This is a genomic window from Streptomyces sp. SD31 (assembly GCF_052068475.1).
Lineage (GTDB): Bacteria > Actinomycetota > Actinomycetes > Streptomycetales > Streptomycetaceae > Streptomyces.
In genome coordinates this window covers 435,337-453,774 of sequence record NZ_JBQHCX010000006.1, presented here as the reverse complement: position 1 = coordinate 453,774, position 18,438 = coordinate 435,337, and the positions used below count along the sequence as shown (strand labels likewise).

Below are 18,438 nucleotides of genomic sequence, written 5' to 3'. Positions count from 1 at the left end.
TCCGCGAAGAATCGACGGCATGGCGCAGCGAACCGTTCTCTTCGTACTCTTCGACGGCGTGCAGAGCCTCGACGTGACCGGGCCGTTGGAGGTCTTCACGGGGGCCGAGAAGAGCACGCCGGGTACGTATCGCATCGGTACGGCCTCTTTGGACGGCGGCCCCGTCCGCACCTCCAGCGGCCTGACCCTCGTACCGGATCACGCCCTCGCCGACGCCCCCGCCCCGCACACCCTCGTCATTCCGGGCGGCGAAGGCACGCGCAGCCCTCGACCGGGCCTCACCGACTGGCTGCGCGAGCACGGCCCGAGTGCCGAGCGTCTGGTCTCGGTCTGTACCGGTGCGATCCTGCTCGCCGGGGCGGGCCTGCTGGACGGCCGTCGGGCCACGACCCACTGGGCGTACTGCGACAAGCTCGCCCGCGACCACCCGGCCGTCGAGGTCGACCCGGATCCGATCTACATACGCGACGGACATGTCGCCACCTCCGCGGGCGTCACCTCGGGCATCGACCTCGCCCTCGCCCTGGTCGAGGAGGACCTGGGTCGCGACGTGGCCCTCGCGCTCGCCCGCCACCTGGTCGTCTTCCTGCGCCGGCCCGGAAACCAGGCCCAGTTCAGCGCCCAGCTCGCTGCCCAGACCGCACAGCGCGAACCCCTGAGGGAGGTCCAGCGCTGGATCGCCGAGCACCCCGACGCCGATCTGACGGTCGAGGCGCTGGCCGCTCGGGCGAGCCTCTCCCCGCGTCACTTCGCCCGCGCCTTCCAGAGCGAGACCGGTACGACCCCCGGCCGGTACGTCGACCGGGTCCGTCTCGAACACGCCCGCCGCCTCCTGGAGGACACGGGCGACGGCATCGAGGAGATCTCCCGCGCCTGCGGCTACGGCACGCCCGAGGCCATGCGGCGCGCCTTCGTCAAGAGCCTCGGGGCGGCCCCGGTCGAGTACCGCCGCCGGTTCCGCCCCGCCGACGTCCGGTGAACCCGGCCCAAGCCCCTGAGAAAGGGACATCCATGCAGATCGCCATGGTCCTCTACGACCGCTTCACCGCGCTCGACATCGTGGGGCCCTACGAGGTCTTGAGCCGCGTCCCGCACGCGCAGGTCGACTTCGTCGCCGCGCAGGCGGGGCCCGTATACGCCGACACGGGATTCCTCGCCCTCACGGCCGACAAGACCCTGGCCGATGTGCCGCACCCCGACATCGTCGTGGTGCCGGGCGGGCCCGGGACCTTCGCCGAGATCGAGAACAAGGCCCTCCTGGAGTGGCTCAGGGCCGCCGACACCACCAGCACCTGGACGACGTCCATCTGCTCGGGCTCGCTGCTGCTCGCCGCCGCCGGCCTCCTGGAGGGTCGCCGCGCCACCTCCCACTGGCTCACCCTGGACTTCCTGCCGCAGTACGGCGCCGAGCCCACGAGCGAGCGGGTGGTGCCCGACGGCAAGTACGTCACCGCGGCCGGGGTCTCCGCCGGCATCGACATGGGCCTGACCCTGGCCGGGAAGATCACCGGCGACGAACACGCCCAGGCGATACAGCTGTTGATCGAGTACGACCCGCAGCCGCCCTACGACGCGGGCTCCCCGCAGAAGGCGCCCGCCCACCTCGTCGAGGAGTTCCGCACGGACAGCCGATTCAGCCTGACGTAGTCCAGGTGAAGCGCGGCTGCCTGCGCTCCAGGAACGCGGCGACGCCCTCCGCGGTGTCGCCGCTTGCGCGCGCCTGCTCCGCCCAGTGACCGTCCCGGTCGGTTCGCCCGTCCGCGAACTCCTTCGCCGCGGCCTGCGTCAGCTGTGAACGCGACGCCAGGACCCGGGTGACCTCCACGACCCGCTTGCCGAGTTCGCCCGCCGGCAACACCTCGTCCACCAGCCCCGTACGCAGCGCCCGCTCGGTGTCGATCAACTCGCCCGAGAACAACAGGTACTTGGCGGTCGCCGGCCCCACCAGGGACACCAACCGCCGCGTGGAGGACGCCGGATACACGATCCCGAGCTTCGCCGGCGTCACCCCGAACAGCGACCCCTCCTCGGCGAACCGCAGATCACAGGCCGCCGCCAACTGCGAACCACCACCCACACAGTGTCCCCGGACCGCGGCCAGCGTCGGCTTCGGGAACGCGGCCAGCGCCTCTTCGGCGGCCACGGCCAGCGCCTGCGGCTCCTGAGGGGACCCCTGGAGCGTCGAGATGTCGGCGCCCGCGCAGAACGTCCCGCCCTCACCGGTCACCACCAGCGCCCGTACGGCCGGATCGGCGGCCAGCGTGTCGAGCAGCGGCGGCAGCGCCCGCCACATCGCGGCCGTCATCGCGTTGCGCTTGGCCGGATGGTGGATGACGACGGTGGCGACCGAGTCGGCGACGCTGTGCAGCAGCTGGGGCTCCATGGCCCGGATGCTATCCGCCCGCACCGAACGGCCGATCAAGAAGGTCCGTCCGACGGTGCGCGGCCCACGGTTCGCACGGCCCTCAAACCCGTACAACCCGAATAGTTCGCCAAGTCGGCACGAGCGGGACAGGAGCGGTCCCACATCTGACGGCGTCATACGCCAACGGTCAAAAACGCTCGATACCTGCTGACTTGTGTTCAGTTCCACGGTCCGGACGTGCGCGTTACCAACACTCGACGTGTGGTGACAATCGAGCGCGAGGGTGGCGACCGGACGATGGAGAACCACGGGCGGGGGTCCGGCCCACGCCCAGCAGGCGGCGCGGACGAGCCCCTCGGTCAGCGGCCGCCGGATCCACTGCCGTACGAGGGCGTCTGGCGGTTCACCGCTCCCGCCGTCGACGCCTCGGTCCCGCAGGCGCGGCACGCCGTACGGGACCTGCTGTACCGCCAGGGCGTGCCGGTCTCGGACGACCTGGTCCAGGGAGTGTTGCTGATCGTTTCGGAGCTGGTCACGAACGCCGTGCGGCACGCGGCGTTGCTGTCGCCGACGCTCGCGGTGGAGGTCGCCGTCGGCGCCGAGTGGCTGCGGGTGTCCGTCGAGGACAACCACCCCTACCGCCCGACCGCGCTGGAGGCCGACCACGGCCAGACCGGCGGCCGCGGGCTGCTCCTGGTGCGTGAGATCACGCGGGAGGCGGGCGGCGTGTGCGACGTCGAGCACACGGCGAGCGGCGGCAAGGTGATCTGGTCCGCCGTCCCGCTCAAACCCGTGCGCGTGCCCTAGTTCCCGTCACTCCCGTCACCAGTCGGTCGACGGGCCTGTCAGCTCTCTGATCGCGGGACGGGCCGCGTCGAGCACCGTCATGAACCAGGACGAGAAGGTGTCCTTCGCATGGCGCTCCGCCAGCTCGGCGGAGGTCACGAAGGCCGTCGCGCCGACCTCCTCCGCATCCGGCCGCAGCGGGGACTGCACCAGGCCGACGAAGAGATGGTTGTACTCCTGCTCCACCAGACCCGAGTCGGGGTCCGGGTGGTTGTAGCGGACCGTGCCCGCCTCCGCGAGCAGCGACGGCGAGACGCCGAGTTCCTCGTGCGTGCGCCGGGCCGCGGCCGCGAAGGGCGCCTCGCCGGGGTAGGGGTGACCGCAGCAGGTGTTGGACCACACACCGGGGGAGTGGTACTTGCCGAGCGCCCGCTGCTGGAGCAGCAGCCGGCCTCGCTCGTCGAAGAGGAACACGGAGAAGGCGCGGTGCAGCTGCCCCGGCGGCTGATGGGCGGCGAGCTTCTCCGCGGTGCCGATCGTCACACCGTTCTCGTCGACCAGTTCCAGCAAAATCGCGTCTGCGGCGCCGTTCGACGGACTGTGCGTCGCGGTCGCAGGTGTGATCGGCATACCCATCCTTCGCATCGGTCTTGCGCCCCAAGTGTGCCGTACGAAACCGGCGCTCCCGGAAGTTGATCGTGCCCGGCGCGGCGGGCCCGGAACCGCCTGCGGGGACGCTGTGGGCATGAGGACGCGACCGATCACCGGATCGCTGCATTCCGTCCGTACTGGCGTTTTATCGGACCGTGCGTCTGTTTCAGTGACAGAGCCGGGCCTCGTGCTTCGCGTGCCCGACCGGCTCCAGCTGGAAGGTGCAGTGCTCCACGTCGAAGTGGTCGCCAAGGCAGCCCTGGAGCTCGTGCAGCATCTTCTCGTGGCCGATCGCGTTCAGGACGTCGGAGCGCACCACCACATGAGCCGACAGCACCGGCATGCCGGACGTGATCGTCCAGGCGTGCAGGTCGTGGACGTCCTCGACACCGTCCAGGGCGAGTATGTGGGCCCGTACGTCCGCCATGTCGACATCTTTGGGGGCCGACTCCAGCAGCACGTCCAGGGTCTCGCGCAGCAGCTTGAAGGTGCGCGGCACGATCATCAGGCCGATGACCAGCGAGGCGACCGGGTCGGCGGCCTGCCAGCCGGTGGCCAGGATCACCACCGCCGAGATCAGCACCGCCAGCGAGCCCAGCGCGTCCGCGGCCACCTCCAGGAAGGCGCCGCGCACGTTCAGGCTCTCCTTCTGGCCGCGCATCAGCAGCGTCAGCGAGATCATGTTCGCGACCAGGCCGATGGCGCCGAACACGATCATCAGGCCGCCCTCGGTGTCCGCGGGCGTGAAGAACCGCTGGATCGCCTCGTACAGCACATAGCCGCCGACGCCGAGGAGCAGCAGGCAGTTGGCGAGGGCGGCGAGGATCTCCGCGCGGGCGTAGCCGAAGGTCCGCTTCTCGCTCGGCGGGCGGTTCGCGAAGTGGATGGCGAGCAGGGCCATGCCGAGGCCCAGCGCGTCGGTCGCCATGTGCGCCGCGTCCGCGATCAGGGCCAGCGAGTCCGCGAGCACGCCGCCGACGATCTCGACCACCATGACGCCGAGCGTGATCGACAGCGCGACGCGCAGCCTTCCCCGATAGGCGGCCGCCGCCGTGCCGGTCGTGGGCGCGTGCGTGTGCGCATGCCCGTGATCGTGCCCAGCCCCCATGAGAAAGCCGCCCTTCCGTGGTTCGTCCGACGGTCGGAACATCCGCCCGGGATCACAGTGAACTACGGGCGGGGGGTATCGGGCAACGCGGCACTGAACACCGTTGTCATGTGCCCTGACCTGCGGAAACGATCCGCAGGTCAGGGGCCCTGCATGATCAGCCGCTCGACCGGCCGCCGTGGTGCAGCAGCCACCCCTGCCACGCCGACTCGACCATCTCGCGTATCCCGCGCCGAGCCGTCCAGCCGAGTTCCTCGGCGGCCAGCGCGGCCGAGGCGACCGCGCGCGGCGCGTCCCCGGGGCGCCGTGCTTCCACGACGGCGGGGCGCGGGTCGCCGGTGACCTCGCCGATGACGGTGATCAGCTCGCGCACGGAGACGCCCTCGCCGCGACCGATGTTGACCGTCAGATCGCCGCTCGCGTCCGCTGCGGTGAGCCGGCGGGCCGCCGCCAGGTGCGCCTCGGCGAGGTCGGCGACATGGATGTAGTCGCGGACACAGGTGCCGTCGGGCGTCGGATAGTCGTCGCCGAAGATCCGCGGGGCCTCGTCGCGGGTGAGCCGGTCGAAGACCATGGGGACGATGTTGAAGACGCCTGTGTCCGCCAGCTCGGGCGAGGCGGCGCCCGCGACGTTGAAATAGCGCAGGCACACGGTCGCGATGCCGTGCGCCCGGCCCGTCGCCCGCACCAGCCACTCACCGGCGAGCTTGGTCTCGCCGTACGGGTTCACCGGCGCGCACGCCGTGTCCTCCGTGATGAGATCCACATCGGGGTTGCCGTAGACGGCGGCGGACGACGAGAAGACGAATCGTTTCACCCCCGCCTCGGCGACCGCCTCCAGGAGCGTGGCGAGGCCGCCCACGTTCTCCCGGTAGTAGCGCGTCGGCTGCGCCACGGACTCCCCGACCTGCTTGCGCGCGGCGAGGTGCACCACACCCGTCACCGCATGCTCGGCCAGGACCCGCTTCAGCAGGTCACCGTCGAGCGAAGAGCCCTCGACCAGTGCGACGTCCGACGGGAGCCGCTGGGGAAACCCGGCCGAGAGATCGTCCAGTACCAGGACACGCTCTCCGGCATGGGTCATGGCCCGCGCCACATGTGCTCCGATGTAGCCGGCTCCGCCTGTGATCAGCCATGTCATGGTCGCCCACCCTATGTGGAGGAACAGGCGAGACACACAATGTCCGCGATGCCCCGGTCTGTGAGCACGAGTTTGTGGGCGGCCCCCGGGATCCCCGATGATGATCGCGGCAGGGCTCTGGGCGAACCACGTTGATCGCTCCGCCAAACGGCCGGTGAACGCAGGCTTCCCATCATCCGATAGCCTCTGCCGACACGCCGCCCGGCCCGCCCTTCGGGCGGACGACGTCCCCTTGACGACAGGGCCCCGCCAACGGGCGCTGCCACCCACGTACATGACCGGCGCGGACACGCCGGCACCCAGGGAGTGAGTTTTCGGTTGTCGACCGCCATCCTCACCGGTCAGCCGGTCCCCGGATCGTCGATCGAGGGCGATCTGCGGTCCCTCGGCTACGACGTCCGGATCGCCACCGACCCGGCCGACGCCGAGACGCTCCTCGCCCAGGTGCCCGGTGACCAGCGGGTCGCCCTCGTCGACGCCCGCTTCGTCGGCCACCTGCACGCGCTGCGCCTCGGCCTGACCGACCCCCGCTTCCCGCTCGCCGCGATCCCGGGCGCCGTCACCGCCCAGCCCGCCGGCCGCCAGGCCCTGACCCGCGCGGTGGCCCGGGAGAACTCCGCGGGCGGCGGTACGGCGGTGGCCGTCGACAGCCTCGCCGACCGCATCGTCACCGCCCTCGACGACGAAGGCACCGACGTCCACCGCCCCGAGCTCGGCAGCCTGGTCGCCGCCGTCCCCGCCGACCCGCAGGCCCGCAACGAGGCACGGCAGGCCGTCGCGAACGTCGATGACGAGGCCGTACGCCTGAAGTCGGCCGTGAAGTCCCGCGACGGCTTCTTCACCACCTACTGCATCAGCCCGTACTCCCGCTACATCGCCCGCTGGTGCGCCCGCCGGGGCCTGACCCCGAACCAGGTCACCACCGCTTCCCTGCTCACCGCGCTCGTCGCGGCGGGCTGCGCGGCCACCGGGACCCGCGGCGGGTTCATCGCGGCAGGCCTCCTGCTGATCTTCTCGTTCGTGCTGGACTGCACCGACGGCCAGCTCGCCCGCTACTCGCTTCAGTACTCCACGCTCGGCGCCTGGCTGGACGCCACCTTCGACCGGGCCAAGGAGTACGCCTACTACGCCGGACTCGCCCTCGGCGCGGCCCGCGGCGGCGACGACGTCTGGGCCCTCGCCCTCGGCGCGATGGTCCTGCAGACCTGCCGGCACGTCGTGGACTTCTCCTTCAACGAGGCCAACCACGACGCCACCGCCAACACCAGCCCCACGGCCGCCCTCTCCGACAAGCTCGACAGCGTCGGCTGGACGGTGTGGGTGCGGCGGATGATCGTGCTGCCGATCGGTGAGCGCTGGGCGATGATCGCGGTGCTGACCGCGGTCACGACCCCGCGCATCACCTTCTACGCGCTGCTCATCGGCTGTGCCTTCGCGGCGACGTACACCACGGCGGGCCGCGTTCTGCGGTCGCTGACGCGGAAGGCTCAGCGCACGGACCGGGCGGCGCAGGCGCTGGCGGACCTCGCCGACAGTGGGCCGGCGGCCCAGGGCCTGGCCCGGTTCCTCCGGAAGCTTCCGGCCCGGGGCCCGCTCGGATCGCGTGCCTTCGTCGCGCTGCCGGGCGCCGTGCTCCTGGTCGGCGCCGCGGCACTGGAGCCGTACGGCAGCGTGCTCCCCGTCGCCATGGCCGCCCTCTACGTCCTCACCTCGGCCGCCGCCGTGGCCCAGCCCCTCAAGGGCGCCCTGGACTGGCTGGTCCCGCCCCTCTTCCGCGCCGCCGAGTACGGCACCGTTCTGCTGCTCGCGGCCAAAGCGGAGGTGAACGGAGCCCTTCCCGCGGCTTTCGGCCTGGTGGCGGCCGTCGCCTACCATCACTACGACACGGTGTACCGCATCCGCGGCAATGCCGGAGCGCCCCCGGCCTGGCTGGTGCGCGTCATCGGGGGGCACGAAGGGCGGACGCTGCTCGTCATCGTCCTGGCCGCCGCGCTCACCGCCTCGCAGTTCAAGGTCGCGCTCACGGCCCTGGCCGTGGTTGTGGCCCTTGTGGTGCTCGTCGAGAGCATCCGCTTCTGGGTGTCCTCCGGGGCACCCGCCGTACACGATGAAGGAGAACCCGCATGATCGGCCTCGTGCTGGCGGCCGGCGCCGGACGGCGTCTGCGCCCCTACACCGACAGCCTTCCCAAGGCTCTGGTGCCGGTGGGGCCCGCGGGCATAGAGGGCGAACCAACGGTTCTCGATCTGACCCTCGGCAACTTCGCCGAGATCGGTCTCACCGAGGTCGCGATCATCGTCGGCTACCGCAAGGAGGCCGTGTACGAGCGCAAGGAAGCCCTGGAGCAGAAGTACGGCCTGAAGCTCACCCTCATCGACAACGACAAGGCAGAGGAGTGGAACAACGCCTACTCCCTGTGGTGCGGCCGTGACGCCCTCAAGGACGGCGTGATCCTCGCCAACGGCGACACCGTGCACCCGGTCTCCGTCGAGAAGACGCTGCTCGCCGCCCGCGGCGAGGGCAAGAAGATCATCCTCGCCCTGGACACGGTGAAGAGCCTGGCCGACGAGGAGATGAAGGTCGTCGTCGACCCCGAGAAGGGCATGACGAAGATCACCAAGCTGATGGACCCCGCCGAGGCGACCGGTGAGTACATCGGCGTGACCCTCATCGAGGGGGACGCGGCACCCGAGCTGGCCGACGCGCTCAAGACCGTGTGGGAGACCGACCCGCAGCAGTTCTACGAGCACGGCTACCAGGAGCTCGTGAACCGCGGCTTCCGTATCGACGTGGCGCCGATCGGCGACGTCAAGTGGGTGGAGATCGACAATCACGACGATCTCGCCCGCGGACGGGAGATCGCGTGCCAGTACTGACCCGACTGATCCCGTCGCCGCTCGTCGTCGACATCCGCCCGGGTGCCCTCGACGACCTGGCCTGTGTGCTCGCCGACGAGCGCATCTCGCACTCCGGCAAGCTGGCCGTAGCCGTCAGCAACGGCTCCGGTGCCCGGCTGAAGGAGCGGCTCGCTCCCGCGCTGCCCGGCGCGACCTGGTACGAGGTCGGCGGCGGCACCCTCGACGACGCGGTCCGGCTGGCCGGTGACATAAAGTCCGGCCACTACGACGCCGTCGTCGGACTCGGCGGCGGCAAGATCATCGACTGTGCCAAGTTCGCCGCGGCGCGCGTCGGCCTGCCCCTGGTCGCCGTACCGACGAACCTCGCGCACGACGGTCTGTGCTCGCCGGTCGCCACCCTCGACAACGACGCGGGCCGCGGCTCGTACGGCGTGCCGAACCCGATCGCCGTCGTCATCGACCTCGACGTCATCCACGAGGCCCCGGCCCGCTTCGTGCGGGCCGGCATCGGCGACGCGATCTCCAACATCTCGGCGATCGCGGACTGGGAGCTCGCCAACCGTGTCAACGGCGAGAAGATCGACGGCCTCGCCGCCGCGATCGCCCGCCAGGCCGGCGAGGCGGTACTCCGGCACCCCGGCGGCATAGGGGACACCCACTTCCTCCAGGTACTCGCCGAGGCGCTGGTGCTCAGCGGTATCGCCATGTCGGTGTCGGGTGACTCCCGCCCGTCCTCCGGCGCGTGTCACGAGATCAACCACGCCTTCGACCTGCTGTTCCCCAAGCGCGCCGCCGCCCACGGCGAGCAGTGCGGACTGGGCGCGGCCTTCGCGATGTACCTGCGCGGAGCCCACGAGGAGTCGGCCTACATGGCCGAGGTGCTGCGTCGGCACGGACTGCCGGTACTGCCGGCGGAGATCGGCTTCACGGACGACGAGTTCGTCCGCGCCGTGGAGTTCGCTCCGCAGACCCGGCCCGGCCGCTACACGATCCTCGAACACCTCGACCTGACAACCGACCAGATCAAGGACATCTACGCCGACTATGTCAAGGCCATCGGTAGCTGAACTCCGCCCCGTCGTTCACCCCCCGGGGGTGAAGGACCGGCGCAGCGGTGAGCACTGGATGGGACGCCTCTACATGCGTGAGGTGTCCCTGCGGGTCGACCGCTACCTGGTGAACACCAGGGTCACGCCCAACCAGCTCACATACCTGATGACCGTCTGTGGTGTCCTCGCGGCCCCGGCACTCCTGGTGCCGGGGATCCCGGGGGCGGTGCTCGGCGTGGTCATGGTCCAGCTGTACCTGCTCCTGGACTGTGTCGACGGCGAGATCGCGCGCTGGAGGAAGCAGTACTCGCTCGGCGGGGTCTACATGGACCGCGTCGGCGCCTACCTCACCGATGCCGCGGTGCTCGTCGGCTTCGGCCTGCGCGCCGCCGACCTGTGGGGCAGCGGCCGTATCGACTGGCTGTGGGCCTTCCTCGGCACGCTGGCCGCGCTCGGCGCGATCCTGATCAAGGCGGAGACCGACCTCGTCGGTGTCGCCCGGCACCAGAACGGGCTGGCGCCGGTCAAGGAGGCCGCCTCCGAGATGCGCTCCTCCGGCATGGCGCTGGCCCGCAAGGCCGCCGCCGCGCTCAAGTTCCACCGGCTGATCCTCGGCATCGAGGCGTCCCTGTTGATCCTGGTGCTGGCGATCGCCGACCAGGCCCGCGGTGACCTGTTCTTCTCCCGGCTCGGCGTCGCGGTGCTGGCCGGCATCGCGCTGCTGCAGACCCTGCTGCACCTCGTGTCCATCCTCGCTTCGAGCAGGCTGAAGTGAGCGGCATGAAGGTCGGCGCGGTGATCATCACCATGGGAAACCGCCCCGACGAGCTCCGTGCCCTGCTCGACTCGGTCGCCAAGCAGGACGGCGACCGGGTCCAGGTCGTCGTGGTCGGCAACGGCTCCCCGGTGCCCGACGTCCCCGAAGGCGTCCGCACGATCGAGCTGCCCGAGAACCTCGGCATCCCCGGCGGCCGCAACGTCGGCATCGAGGCCTTCGGCCCCAGCGGCCGCGATGTCGACATCCTGCTGTTCCTCGACGACGACGGCCTCCTCGCCCACCATGACACCGCCGAGCTGTGCCGCCAGGCCTTCGAGGCCGACCCCAAGCTCGGCATCATCAGCTTCCGCATCGCCGACCCGGACACCGGCGAAACCCAGCGCCGCCACGTCCCCCGGCTGCGCGCCTCCGACCCGATGCGCTCCTCCCGGGTCACCACCTTCCTCGGTGGCGCCAACGCCGTGCGGACCCAGGTCCTCGCCGAGGTCGGCGGGCTGCCGGACGAGTTCTTCTACGCCCATGAGGAAACCGACCTGGCATGGCGGGCCCTCGACGGGGGCTGGATGATCGATTACCGGTCCGACATGGTGCTGTACCACCCGACGACCGCACCCTCCCGGCACGCGGTCTACCACCGCATGGTCGCCCGCAACCGCGTCTGGCTCGCCCGCCGCAACCTCCCCGCCCCCCTCGTCCCGGTCTATCTGGGCGTCTGGATGCTGCTCACGCTCCTGCGCCGCCCCTCCCGGCCCGCCCTGAAGGCATGGTTCGGCGGATTCAGGGAAGGCTGGACCACCCCGTGCGGTCCCCGCAGGCCCATGAAGTGGCGTACGGTGTGGCGGCTGACTCGACTGGGCCGGCCTCCCGTCATCTGACAAGCTCGACCCTTAGAGCAACCGGGCCGTACCGGGCCCGAGGGTTCATGCCAGGCCCGCACAGGCTGCGCATCTCGAAGACGAAAGTTTCAACTGGTGAGTGAGACAACGCACGACGGTTCAGTCGCGGTGAGCGCGCCTCCGTCGCCCGACGAGGGCCTCACGGCGGCACAGCTCGCCGCCAAGTACGGGCTGTCCGTGAGCGGCGCCCGCCCCTCGCTGTTCGAGTACGTCCGCCAGCTCTGGGACCGGCGGCACTTCATCCTCGCGTTCTCGCGGGCGAAGCTGACCGCCCAGTACAGCCAGGCCAAGCTCGGCCAGCTGTGGCAGGTGGCCACGCCCCTGCTGAACGCGGCGGTGTACTTCTTCATCTTCGGCCTCATCCTCAAGGCCGACCGCGGCATGAACCGCGAGGTGTACATCCCGTTCCTCGTCACCGGCGTGTTCGTGTTCACCTTCACCCAGAGCTCGGTGATGGCGGGCGTACGCGCGATCTCCGGCAACCTCGGCCTGGTCCGCGCCCTGCACTTCCCGCGCGCCTCGCTGCCGATCTCCTTCGCGTTGCAGCAGCTCCAGCAGCTGCTGTTCTCGATGATCGTGCTGTTCGTGGTGGCGGTCGGTTTCGGCAGCTACCCGCGCCTGTCCTGGCTGCTCATCGTGCCGGTGCTGGCGCTGCAGTTCCTCTTCAACACCGGCCTCGCGATGATCATGGCCCGCGCGGGCGCCAAGACCCCGGACCTGGCCCAGCTCATGCCTTTCGTGATGCGTACCTGGATGTACGCGTCCGGCGTGATGTTCTCCATCCCGATCATGCTTGAGGACCGGCCGGACTGGATCGCGACCGTCCTGCAGTGGAACCCGGCCGCGATCTACATGGACCTGATGCGCTTCGCCCTCATCGACGGCTACGACTACTCGAACCTGCCCCACCTCGCCTGGGCGGCCGCGCTCGGCTGGGCCGTGCTGTTCGCCGTCGGCGGCTTCGTCTACTTCTGGAAGGCGGAAGAGAGGTACGGCCGTGGCTGAGCAGAAGACGGATGCCCGCATCCCCACCGTCATCGCCGACGAGCTGCACATCGTCTACCGCGTCAACGGCGCCAAGACCGGCAAGGGCAGCGCCACCGCCGCCCTCAGCCGCATCCTGAAGCGCGGCGAGGAGCGGGGTGTACGCAAGGTGCATGCCGTGCGCGGCGTCTCCTTCGTCGCCTACCGCGGCGAGGCCATCGGCCTCATCGGCTCCAACGGCTCCGGCAAGTCCACCCTGCTGCGCGCCATCGCCGGTCTGCTCCCGCCCGAGAAGGGCAAGGTCTACACCGACGGCCAGCCCTCCCTGCTCGGCGTGAACGCGGCCCTGATGAACGACCTGACCGGCGAGCGCAACGTCATATTGGGCGGGCTCGCCATGGGCATGTCCCGCGAGCAGATCAAGGAGCGCTACCAGGAGATCGTCGACTTCTCGGGCATCAATGAGAAGGGCGACTTCATCACCCTGCCGATGCGCACCTACTCCTCCGGCATGGCGGCCCGGCTCCGCTTCTCCATCGCTGCGGCCAAGGACCACGACGTCCTCATGATCGACGAGGCGCTGGCCACCGGCGACCGCAAGTTCCAGAAGCGCTCCGAGGAGCGCATCCGCGAGCTGCGCAAGGAAGCCGGCACCGTGTTCCTGGTCAGTCACAACAACAAGTCGATCCGCGACACCTGCAACCGCGTTCTGTGGCTGGAACGCGGCGAGCTGCGGATGGACGGTCCTACGGACGAGGTCCTCAAGGAGTACGAGAAGTTCACGGGCAAGTAGTCCACCCGGACATGGGCCGAGCGGCCCAGCAGGCTTCCCACGGCCCCGCCGGAACTGCCCCGGCGGGGCCCGCGTCTGCAAAGGAAACGTCAACTCCGGCTGGCCATAGGAATCTTGACGCCAATCGGTGCGTTGTTGTGATGTGCAGGACACCCGCACGGGTCGCGCCCCGTTGTACAACGTAAGCTGTACCGGTACCGAAACGCGGCAAGTGGGGCGATAACGCGCGACACCCCTCTCTCCGGGCTGCGGCGCCGACAGTCGGGCGGCGTGTCCGAAATAGTGCGCATTGGGTCTGCGGTGTAGAACGGGAGATGTGACGGCAATGGCTACGGAAACTCCCCAGCTCCACGCAGCATGTGCCGTCCCCGCGCCAGGCAGTCCGCGGTGACGGGACCAAGCGCGCGCCCAGGTGATCCGGAGCGCGGCACGCTCGACAAGGCCGCCGCGGAGAACTTCCCCGTGGCGCCGTTCTTCCTGCCCAGGGCCTGGCGCACCGACCTCATGGCCGTCTACGGCTTCGCCCGCCTCGTCGACGACATCGGCGACGGCGACCTCGCCCCCGGCGGCGCCGACGCCCGTCTGCTCGGCGTGTCGCCCGAGGACGCCGAGGACCGCCTGATCCTCCTCGACGCCTTCGAGGCCGACCTGCGCCGCGTCTTCGACGGCACCCCGCGTCACCCCCTGCTGCGCCGTCTGCAGCCGACCGTCCGCCGCCGCTCGCTGACCCCCGAGCCCTTCCTCGGCCTGATCGCCGCCAACCGCCAGGACCAGCTCGTCGGGCGGTACGAGACCTACGACGATCTCCTTGCCTACTGCGAACTGTCCGCCAACCCGGTCGGCCGCCTCGTCCTCGCCGTCACCGGCACCGCGACCCCCGAGCGGATCCGCCGCTCCGACGCGGTGTGCACGGCGCTGCAGATCGTCGAGCACCTCCAGGACGTCGCCGAGGACCTCGGCCGTGACCGGATCTATCTGCCGGCGGACGACATGAAGCGTTTTCACGTCGAGGAAACCGATCTGGCGGCAAAAACAGCAGGCGCATCGGTGCGCGCACTGGTTGCATACGAAGCCGAACGTGCCCGGAACCTCCTGAATGAAGGCACCCCCCTGGTGGGTAGCGTCCACGGCAGGCTCAAGCTGCTGCTCGCGGGTTTCGTTGCGGGGGGAAGGGCGGCGATCCGTGCGATCGCCGCCGCCGAATACGACGTACTTCCCGGCCCGCCGAAGGCCAGCAAGCTCCAGCTGCTGCGCGAGGTGGGCGTGACTCTGCGAGGAGAGGGGTGATCCGGACCGTGGAGTCTGCACCACACGCGTCCGCACCGGTACTCGCCGCCTACAGCTACTGCGAGGCCGTCACCGGACAGCAGGCCCGTAACTTCGCCTACGGCATCAGGCTGCTGCCCACGTCCAAGCGCCGCGCGATGTCGGCGCTGTACGCGTTCTCGCGCCGCGTCGACGACATCGGCGACGGCGCGCTGACCGCCGAGGTCAAGATCGCCAGGCTCGAGGACACCCGGAAGCTGCTGACCCGGATCCGTGACCGGTCGGTCGACGAGGACGACATCGACCCCGTGGCCGTCGCCCTCACGCATGCCGCCGACATCTTTCCGATCCCGCTCGGCGGCCTGGACGAGCTCATCGACGGCGTCCTGATGGATGTGCGCGGCGAGACCTACGAGACCTGGGACGACCTGAAGGTCTACTGCCGCTGTGTCGCGGGCGCCATCGGCCGCCTCTCGCTCGGTGTCTTCGGCACGGAGGCGGGGGTGCGTGGCGCCGAGCGCGCGTCGGAGTACGCCGACACGCTCGGGCTCGCCCTGCAACTCACCAACATCCTGCGCGACGTCCGCGAGGACGCCGAAGGAGGGCGCACCTATCTGCCCTCCGACGACCTGGCCAAATTCGGCTGCTCGAACGGCTTCAGCGGGTCGACACCACCGGAGGGCTCCGACTTCGCGGGCCTCGTGCACTTCGAAGTGCGTCGGGCCCGCGCCCTTTTCGCCGAGGGCTACCGGCTGCTCCCCATGCTGGACCGGCGCAGCGGCGCCTGCGTCGCCGCGATGGCCGGCATCTACCGCCGCCTCCTGGACCGCATCGAGCGCGACCCGGAGGCCGTGCTGCGCGGCCGGGTCTCCCTGCCCGGGCGCGAGAAGGCGTACGTCGCGGTGCGCGGCCTGAGCGGCCTGGACGCCCGGCATGTCACTCGTCGAACCGTCAGTCGTACCGTCAGGAGGCGTGCCTGATGGACATTCCGGTCCAAGGTGATGCCACCGGCGAAAAGTGGCGGGCAACCCTCCGCTGCCGGGCCGCGTCCCTGACTGAGACGACCGGCCGTGCACCGTTCGAGCACCGGCACGGCGGTCGCGCAGGGGAGGGTGCACGATGACCGACGGCATGGGGTCCGAAGGGTCGCTCGCGGACATCCCGGGACGCCCGGGGAGGGACGCCGTCGTGGTCGGCGGCGGGCTCGCCGGCATCACCGCCGCGCTCGCGCTCGCCGACGCCGGAGTGCGTGTCACCCTGATCGAGGGCAGGCCGAGGCTCGGTGGCCTGGCCTTCTCCTTCCAGCGCGGCGAACTGGTCGTCGACAACGGCCAGCACGTGTATCTGCGCTGCTGCACCGCCTACCGCTGGTTCCTCGACCGGATCGAGGGATCGGCGCTGGCACCACTGCAGGATCGTCTCGACGTGCCCGTGGTCGACGTCGCGCGGCCCGAGGGGCGGCGGCTCGGCAGGCTGCGGCGCGACGAACTGCCCGTACCCCTGCACCTGGGCCGGAGCCTGGCGACCTATCCGCATCTGTCGCTCGCCGATCGCGCCAAGGTCGGGCGTGCCGCGCTCGCGCTCAAGGGCCTCGACCTCGCCGATCCGATCCTGGACACGCAGGACTTCGGCAGCTGGCTGACCGCGCACGGTCAGTCGGCGCGTGCCATCGAGGCCCTGTGGGATCTGGTCGGGGTCGCCACCCTCAACGCGGTCGCGGGCGACGCCTCGCTGGGGCTCGCCGCGATGGTGTTCAAGACCGGTCTGCTCTCCGACCCGGGCGCGGCCGACATCGGATGGGCGCGCGTCCCGCTGGGCGAACTGCATGACCGGCTGGCCCGCAAGGCTCTCGACTCCGCGGGCGTTCGTACCGAGGTCCGTACACGCGTCACCTCCATCTCCACTGACGAAAACGGGCGTTGGAGCGTTCAGGTTCCCGGCGAGACGCTCCGGGCGGACGCGGTCGTACTCGCCGTGGCGCAACGCGAGGCGTACGACCTGCTGCCCGGGGGTGCCCTCGACGCGCCGGAACAGCTGCTGGAGATCGGGACCGCGCCGATCCTCAATGTCCATGTCGTGTACGACCGCAAGGTGCTCAGCCGCCCGTTCTTCGCGGCCCTCGGCACCCCCGTGCAGTGGGTGTTCGACCGGACCGACGCCTCCGGGCTCAAGGACGGCCAGTACCTCGCCCTGTCCCAGTCCGCCGCGCAGGACGAGATCGACGAGCCCGTCGCCGCATTGCGCGAGCGGTATCTGCCCGAGCTGGAGCGGTTGTTGCCCAGGGCGCGCGGCGCGCAGGTGAAGGACTTCTTCGTCACCCGGGAGCGGACCGCGACGTTCGCTCCCACTCCCGGCGTCGGGCGGCTGCGGCCCGGCGCCCGTACCAAAGTCCCCGGCCTCTACCTGGCCGGAGCGTGGACCGCCACAGGGTGGCCCGCGACCATGGAGAGTGCGGTCCGCAGTGGCGTGAGTGCGGCCGGCGCCGCGCTGAGCGCCCTGGGCCGGCCCCGCCCCAGCCACCTCTTCGACGTCGAGGAGGCGGCGTGATGCTGAACCAGCGCACGGCGGCAGGCCCCCGCACCCCCGGTACCGCAACAAGAGGAGAGACCGTGCCCACTGTGCCCCCGGCCGAGAAGGCCGCTCGAGAGACCGCGGTGGACGTGACCGCGCTCCTGGAGCGCGGGAGGACCCTGGCCACACCGGTACTGCGGGCGGCGATCGACCGCCTGGCCCCTCCCATGGACACCGTTTCCGCCTACCACTTCGGCTGGATCGACGCCGAGGGCAACCCCACGGCCGGTGACGGCGGCAAGGCCGTACGCCCCGCCCTCGCGGTGCTCTCCGCCGAGGTCACCGGCGCCGCACCCGAGGTCGGCATCCCCGGCGCCGTCGCCGTCGAACTCGTCCACAACTTCTCCCTGCTGCACGACGACCTGATGGACGGCGACGAACAGCGCCGCCACCGCGACACCGTCTGGAAGGTGCACGGCCCCGCCCAGGCCATCCTCGTCGGCGACGCCCTGTTCGCCCTCGCCAACGAGGTCCTGCTGGAGCTCGGCACCGTCGAGGCCGGACGCGCCACCCGCCGTCTGACCACCGCCACCCGCGCCCTGATCGACGGTCAGGCACAGGACATCTCCTACGAGCACCGCGACCGCGTCAGCGTCGAGGAGTGCCTGGAGATGGAGGGCAACAAGACAGGCGCCCTGCTCGCCTGCGCCAGCTCCATCGGCGCGGTCCTCGGCGGCGCTGACGACCGCACCGCCGACACCCTGGAGAAGTACGGCTACCACCTCGGCCTCGCCTTCCAGGCCGTGGACGACCTCCTCGGCATCTGGGGCGACCCGGTCTCCACCGGCAAGCAGACCTGGAGCGACCTGCGCCAGCGCAAGAAGTCCCTGCCGGTCGTGGCCGCCCTCGCGGCCGGCGGTTCCGCCTCCGAGCGGCTCGGCGAGATCCTCGCCGCCGACGCAAAGAGCAGCGACTTCGAGAACTTCTCCGAGGAGGAGTTCGCGGCCCGCGCCGCCCTCATCGAGGAGGCGGGCGGCCGGGAGTGGACCGCCGAGGAGGCGCGCCGCCAGCACGCCGTCGCCGTCGAGGCCCTCGACGCCGTCGACATGCCCGAGCAGGTGCGGGCGCGGTTCACGGCGCTCGCCGACTTCGTCGTCGTACGGAAGAGATGATCACCACCGGGCGAAGAGAGATGATCAATATCGGTCGAATAGCCCTCGCGTAGTCGCCGGCCGGTGTGGCGGGAACCAGC

General features: G+C 70.5%; 19 protein-coding genes. 15 read left to right on the top strand and 4 right to left on the bottom strand.

Annotation, left to right across the window (positions count from 1 at the left end; genetic code table 11):
* The first annotated feature begins 19 nt into the window (after window positions 1-19).
* Both ACTMVF_RS16330 and ACTMVF_RS16325 read left to right on the top strand, forming a co-directional pair.
* A complete protein-coding gene (locus ACTMVF_RS16330; RefSeq protein ID WP_441271741.1) occupies window positions 20-979 on the top strand; it encodes a GlxA family transcriptional regulator in 960 nt (319 codons plus the stop codon).
* Window positions 980-1,011: 32 nt separating this feature from the next.
* A complete protein-coding gene (locus tag ACTMVF_RS16325; RefSeq protein WP_441271740.1) occupies window positions 1,012-1,647 on the top strand; it encodes a DJ-1/PfpI family protein in 636 nt (211 codons plus the stop codon).
* Here ACTMVF_RS16325 and ACTMVF_RS16320 read toward each other — a convergent pair.
* The gene (locus ACTMVF_RS16320) at window positions 1,634-2,383 is read right to left on the bottom strand and encodes an enoyl-CoA hydratase/isomerase family protein (RefSeq protein ID WP_441271739.1); all 750 of its coding nucleotides are present in this window, start codon (window positions 2,381-2,383) and stop codon (window positions 1,634-1,636) included. The genes ACTMVF_RS16325 and ACTMVF_RS16320 overlap by 14 nt on opposite strands.
* A 279-nt stretch (window positions 2,384-2,662) precedes the next feature.
* On the opposite strand from ACTMVF_RS16320, the gene ACTMVF_RS16315 reads away from it, so the two are divergent.
* Window positions 2,663-3,172: an ATP-binding protein gene (locus tag ACTMVF_RS16315; RefSeq protein ID WP_441271779.1), complete on the top strand. Its 510-nt coding sequence runs from the start codon at window positions 2,663-2,665 to the stop codon at window positions 3,170-3,172.
* Window positions 3,173-3,187: 15 nt separating this feature from the next.
* On the opposite strand, the gene idi is transcribed toward ACTMVF_RS16315, so the two are convergent.
* The 3 genes from idi to galE all read right to left on the bottom strand — a co-directional run bounded on the left by idi (window position 3,188) and on the right by galE (window position 6,051).
* A complete protein-coding gene (gene idi / locus ACTMVF_RS16310; RefSeq protein WP_441271738.1) occupies window positions 3,188-3,781 on the bottom strand; it encodes an isopentenyl-diphosphate Delta-isomerase in 594 nt (197 codons plus the stop codon).
* 187 nt (window positions 3,782-3,968) lie between these two features.
* Window positions 3,969-4,910, bottom strand: coding sequence for a cation diffusion facilitator family transporter (locus ACTMVF_RS16305; protein WP_441271737.1), 942 nt, complete (start codon window positions 4,908-4,910; stop codon window positions 3,969-3,971).
* A 157-nt stretch (window positions 4,911-5,067) separates the two neighbouring features.
* Window positions 5,068-6,051: a UDP-glucose 4-epimerase GalE gene (galE, locus tag ACTMVF_RS16300; protein WP_441271736.1), complete on the bottom strand. Its 984-nt coding sequence runs from the start codon at window positions 6,049-6,051 to the stop codon at window positions 5,068-5,070.
* A 318-nt stretch (window positions 6,052-6,369) separates the two neighbouring features.
* Between galE and ACTMVF_RS16295 the strand changes: the two genes are divergently transcribed.
* The 12 genes from ACTMVF_RS16295 to ACTMVF_RS16240 all read left to right on the top strand — a co-directional run bounded on the left by ACTMVF_RS16295 (window position 6,370) and on the right by ACTMVF_RS16240 (window position 18,358).
* Window positions 6,370-8,178: a DUF5941 domain-containing protein gene (locus ACTMVF_RS16295; protein WP_441271735.1), complete on the top strand. Its 1,809-nt coding sequence runs from the start codon at window positions 6,370-6,372 to the stop codon at window positions 8,176-8,178.
* A complete protein-coding gene (locus tag ACTMVF_RS16290; RefSeq protein ID WP_441271734.1) occupies window positions 8,175-8,927 on the top strand; it encodes a sugar phosphate nucleotidyltransferase in 753 nt (250 codons plus the stop codon). Before ACTMVF_RS16295 ends, ACTMVF_RS16290 begins: the two co-directional genes overlap by 4 nt.
* Window positions 8,915-9,976 carry an iron-containing alcohol dehydrogenase family protein gene (locus tag ACTMVF_RS16285; RefSeq protein WP_441271733.1) on the top strand — a complete coding sequence of 354 codons (1,062 nt, stop codon included), beginning with the start codon at window positions 8,915-8,917 and terminating at the stop codon, window positions 9,974-9,976. The genes ACTMVF_RS16290 and ACTMVF_RS16285 overlap by 13 nt, the downstream gene beginning before the upstream one ends.
* Window positions 9,954-10,733, top strand: coding sequence for a CDP-alcohol phosphatidyltransferase family protein (locus ACTMVF_RS16280; protein WP_403341091.1), 780 nt, complete (start codon window positions 9,954-9,956; stop codon window positions 10,731-10,733). Before ACTMVF_RS16285 ends, ACTMVF_RS16280 begins: the two co-directional genes overlap by 23 nt.
* A 5-nt stretch (window positions 10,734-10,738) precedes the next feature.
* Window positions 10,739-11,611, top strand: a complete 873-nt coding sequence (locus tag ACTMVF_RS16275) for a glycosyltransferase family 2 protein (RefSeq protein ID WP_441271778.1) — start codon at window positions 10,739-10,741, stop codon at window positions 11,609-11,611.
* A 96-nt stretch (window positions 11,612-11,707) separates the two neighbouring features.
* Complete coding sequence (locus ACTMVF_RS16270; protein ID WP_441271732.1) at window positions 11,708-12,637, top strand: ABC transporter permease; 930 nt, start codon at window positions 11,708-11,710, stop codon at window positions 12,635-12,637.
* The gene (locus ACTMVF_RS16265) at window positions 12,630-13,409 is read left to right on the top strand and encodes an ABC transporter ATP-binding protein (RefSeq protein ID WP_441271731.1); all 780 of its coding nucleotides are present in this window, start codon (window positions 12,630-12,632) and stop codon (window positions 13,407-13,409) included. The genes ACTMVF_RS16270 and ACTMVF_RS16265 overlap by 8 nt, the downstream gene beginning before the upstream one ends.
* 357 nt (window positions 13,410-13,766) lie before the next feature.
* Window positions 13,767-14,696 (top strand): squalene synthase HpnC, encoded by a 930-nt coding sequence (gene hpnC, locus ACTMVF_RS16260; protein ID WP_441271730.1) that lies wholly within the window; start codon window positions 13,767-13,769, stop codon window positions 14,694-14,696.
* A complete protein-coding gene (gene hpnD / locus ACTMVF_RS16255; RefSeq protein ID WP_441271729.1) occupies window positions 14,693-15,655 on the top strand; it encodes a presqualene diphosphate synthase HpnD in 963 nt (320 codons plus the stop codon). The genes hpnC and hpnD overlap by 4 nt, the downstream gene beginning before the upstream one ends.
* A complete protein-coding gene (locus tag ACTMVF_RS16250) occupies window positions 15,655-15,798 on the top strand; it encodes a DUF6380 family protein (RefSeq protein ID WP_441271728.1) in 144 nt (47 codons plus the stop codon). The genes hpnD and ACTMVF_RS16250 overlap by 1 nt, the downstream gene beginning before the upstream one ends.
* Window positions 15,795-17,222, top strand: coding sequence for a hydroxysqualene dehydroxylase HpnE (gene hpnE, locus ACTMVF_RS16245; protein ID WP_441271727.1), 1,428 nt, complete (start codon window positions 15,795-15,797; stop codon window positions 17,220-17,222). The genes ACTMVF_RS16250 and hpnE overlap by 4 nt, the downstream gene beginning before the upstream one ends.
* Window positions 17,222-18,358 (top strand): polyprenyl synthetase family protein, encoded by a 1,137-nt coding sequence (locus ACTMVF_RS16240; protein ID WP_441271777.1) that lies wholly within the window; start codon window positions 17,222-17,224, stop codon window positions 18,356-18,358. Before hpnE ends, ACTMVF_RS16240 begins: the two co-directional genes overlap by 1 nt.
* Window positions 18,359-18,438: the final 80 nt, after the last annotated feature.

Bases quoted from the DNA above. Each gene is read 5' to 3' on its own strand.
- ACTMVF_RS16330 (WP_441271741.1), top strand. From the start codon at position 20: ATGGCGCAGCGAACCGTTCTCTTCGTACTCTTCGACGGCGTGCAGAGC.
- ACTMVF_RS16325 (WP_441271740.1), top strand. From the start codon at position 1,012: ATGCAGATCGCCATGGTCCTCTACGACCGCTTCACCGCGCTCGACATC.
- ACTMVF_RS16320 (WP_441271739.1), bottom strand. From the start codon at position 2,383: ATGGAGCCCCAGCTGCTGCACAGCGTCGCCGACTCGGTCGCCACCGTC.
- ACTMVF_RS16315 (WP_441271779.1), top strand. From the start codon at position 2,663: ATGGAGAACCACGGGCGGGGGTCCGGCCCACGCCCAGCAGGCGGCGCG.
- idi (WP_441271738.1), bottom strand. From the start codon at position 3,781: ATGCCGATCACACCTGCGACCGCGACGCACAGTCCGTCGAACGGCGCC.
- ACTMVF_RS16305 (WP_441271737.1), bottom strand. From the start codon at position 4,910: ATGGGGGCTGGGCACGATCACGGGCATGCGCACACGCACGCGCCCACG.
- galE (WP_441271736.1), bottom strand. From the start codon at position 6,051: ATGACATGGCTGATCACAGGCGGAGCCGGCTACATCGGAGCACATGTG.
- ACTMVF_RS16290 (WP_441271734.1), top strand. From the start codon at position 8,175: ATGATCGGCCTCGTGCTGGCGGCCGGCGCCGGACGGCGTCTGCGCCCC.
- ACTMVF_RS16280 (WP_403341091.1), top strand. From the start codon at position 9,954: ATGTCAAGGCCATCGGTAGCTGAACTCCGCCCCGTCGTTCACCCCCCG.
- ACTMVF_RS16275 (WP_441271778.1), top strand. From the start codon at position 10,739: ATGAAGGTCGGCGCGGTGATCATCACCATGGGAAACCGCCCCGACGAG.
- hpnC (WP_441271730.1), top strand. From the start codon at position 13,767: ATGTGCCGTCCCCGCGCCAGGCAGTCCGCGGTGACGGGACCAAGCGCG.
- ACTMVF_RS16250 (WP_441271728.1), top strand. From the start codon at position 15,655: ATGGACATTCCGGTCCAAGGTGATGCCACCGGCGAAAAGTGGCGGGCA.
- hpnE (WP_441271727.1), top strand. From the start codon at position 15,795: ATGACCGACGGCATGGGGTCCGAAGGGTCGCTCGCGGACATCCCGGGA.
- ACTMVF_RS16240 (WP_441271777.1), top strand. From the start codon at position 17,222: ATGCTGAACCAGCGCACGGCGGCAGGCCCCCGCACCCCCGGTACCGCA.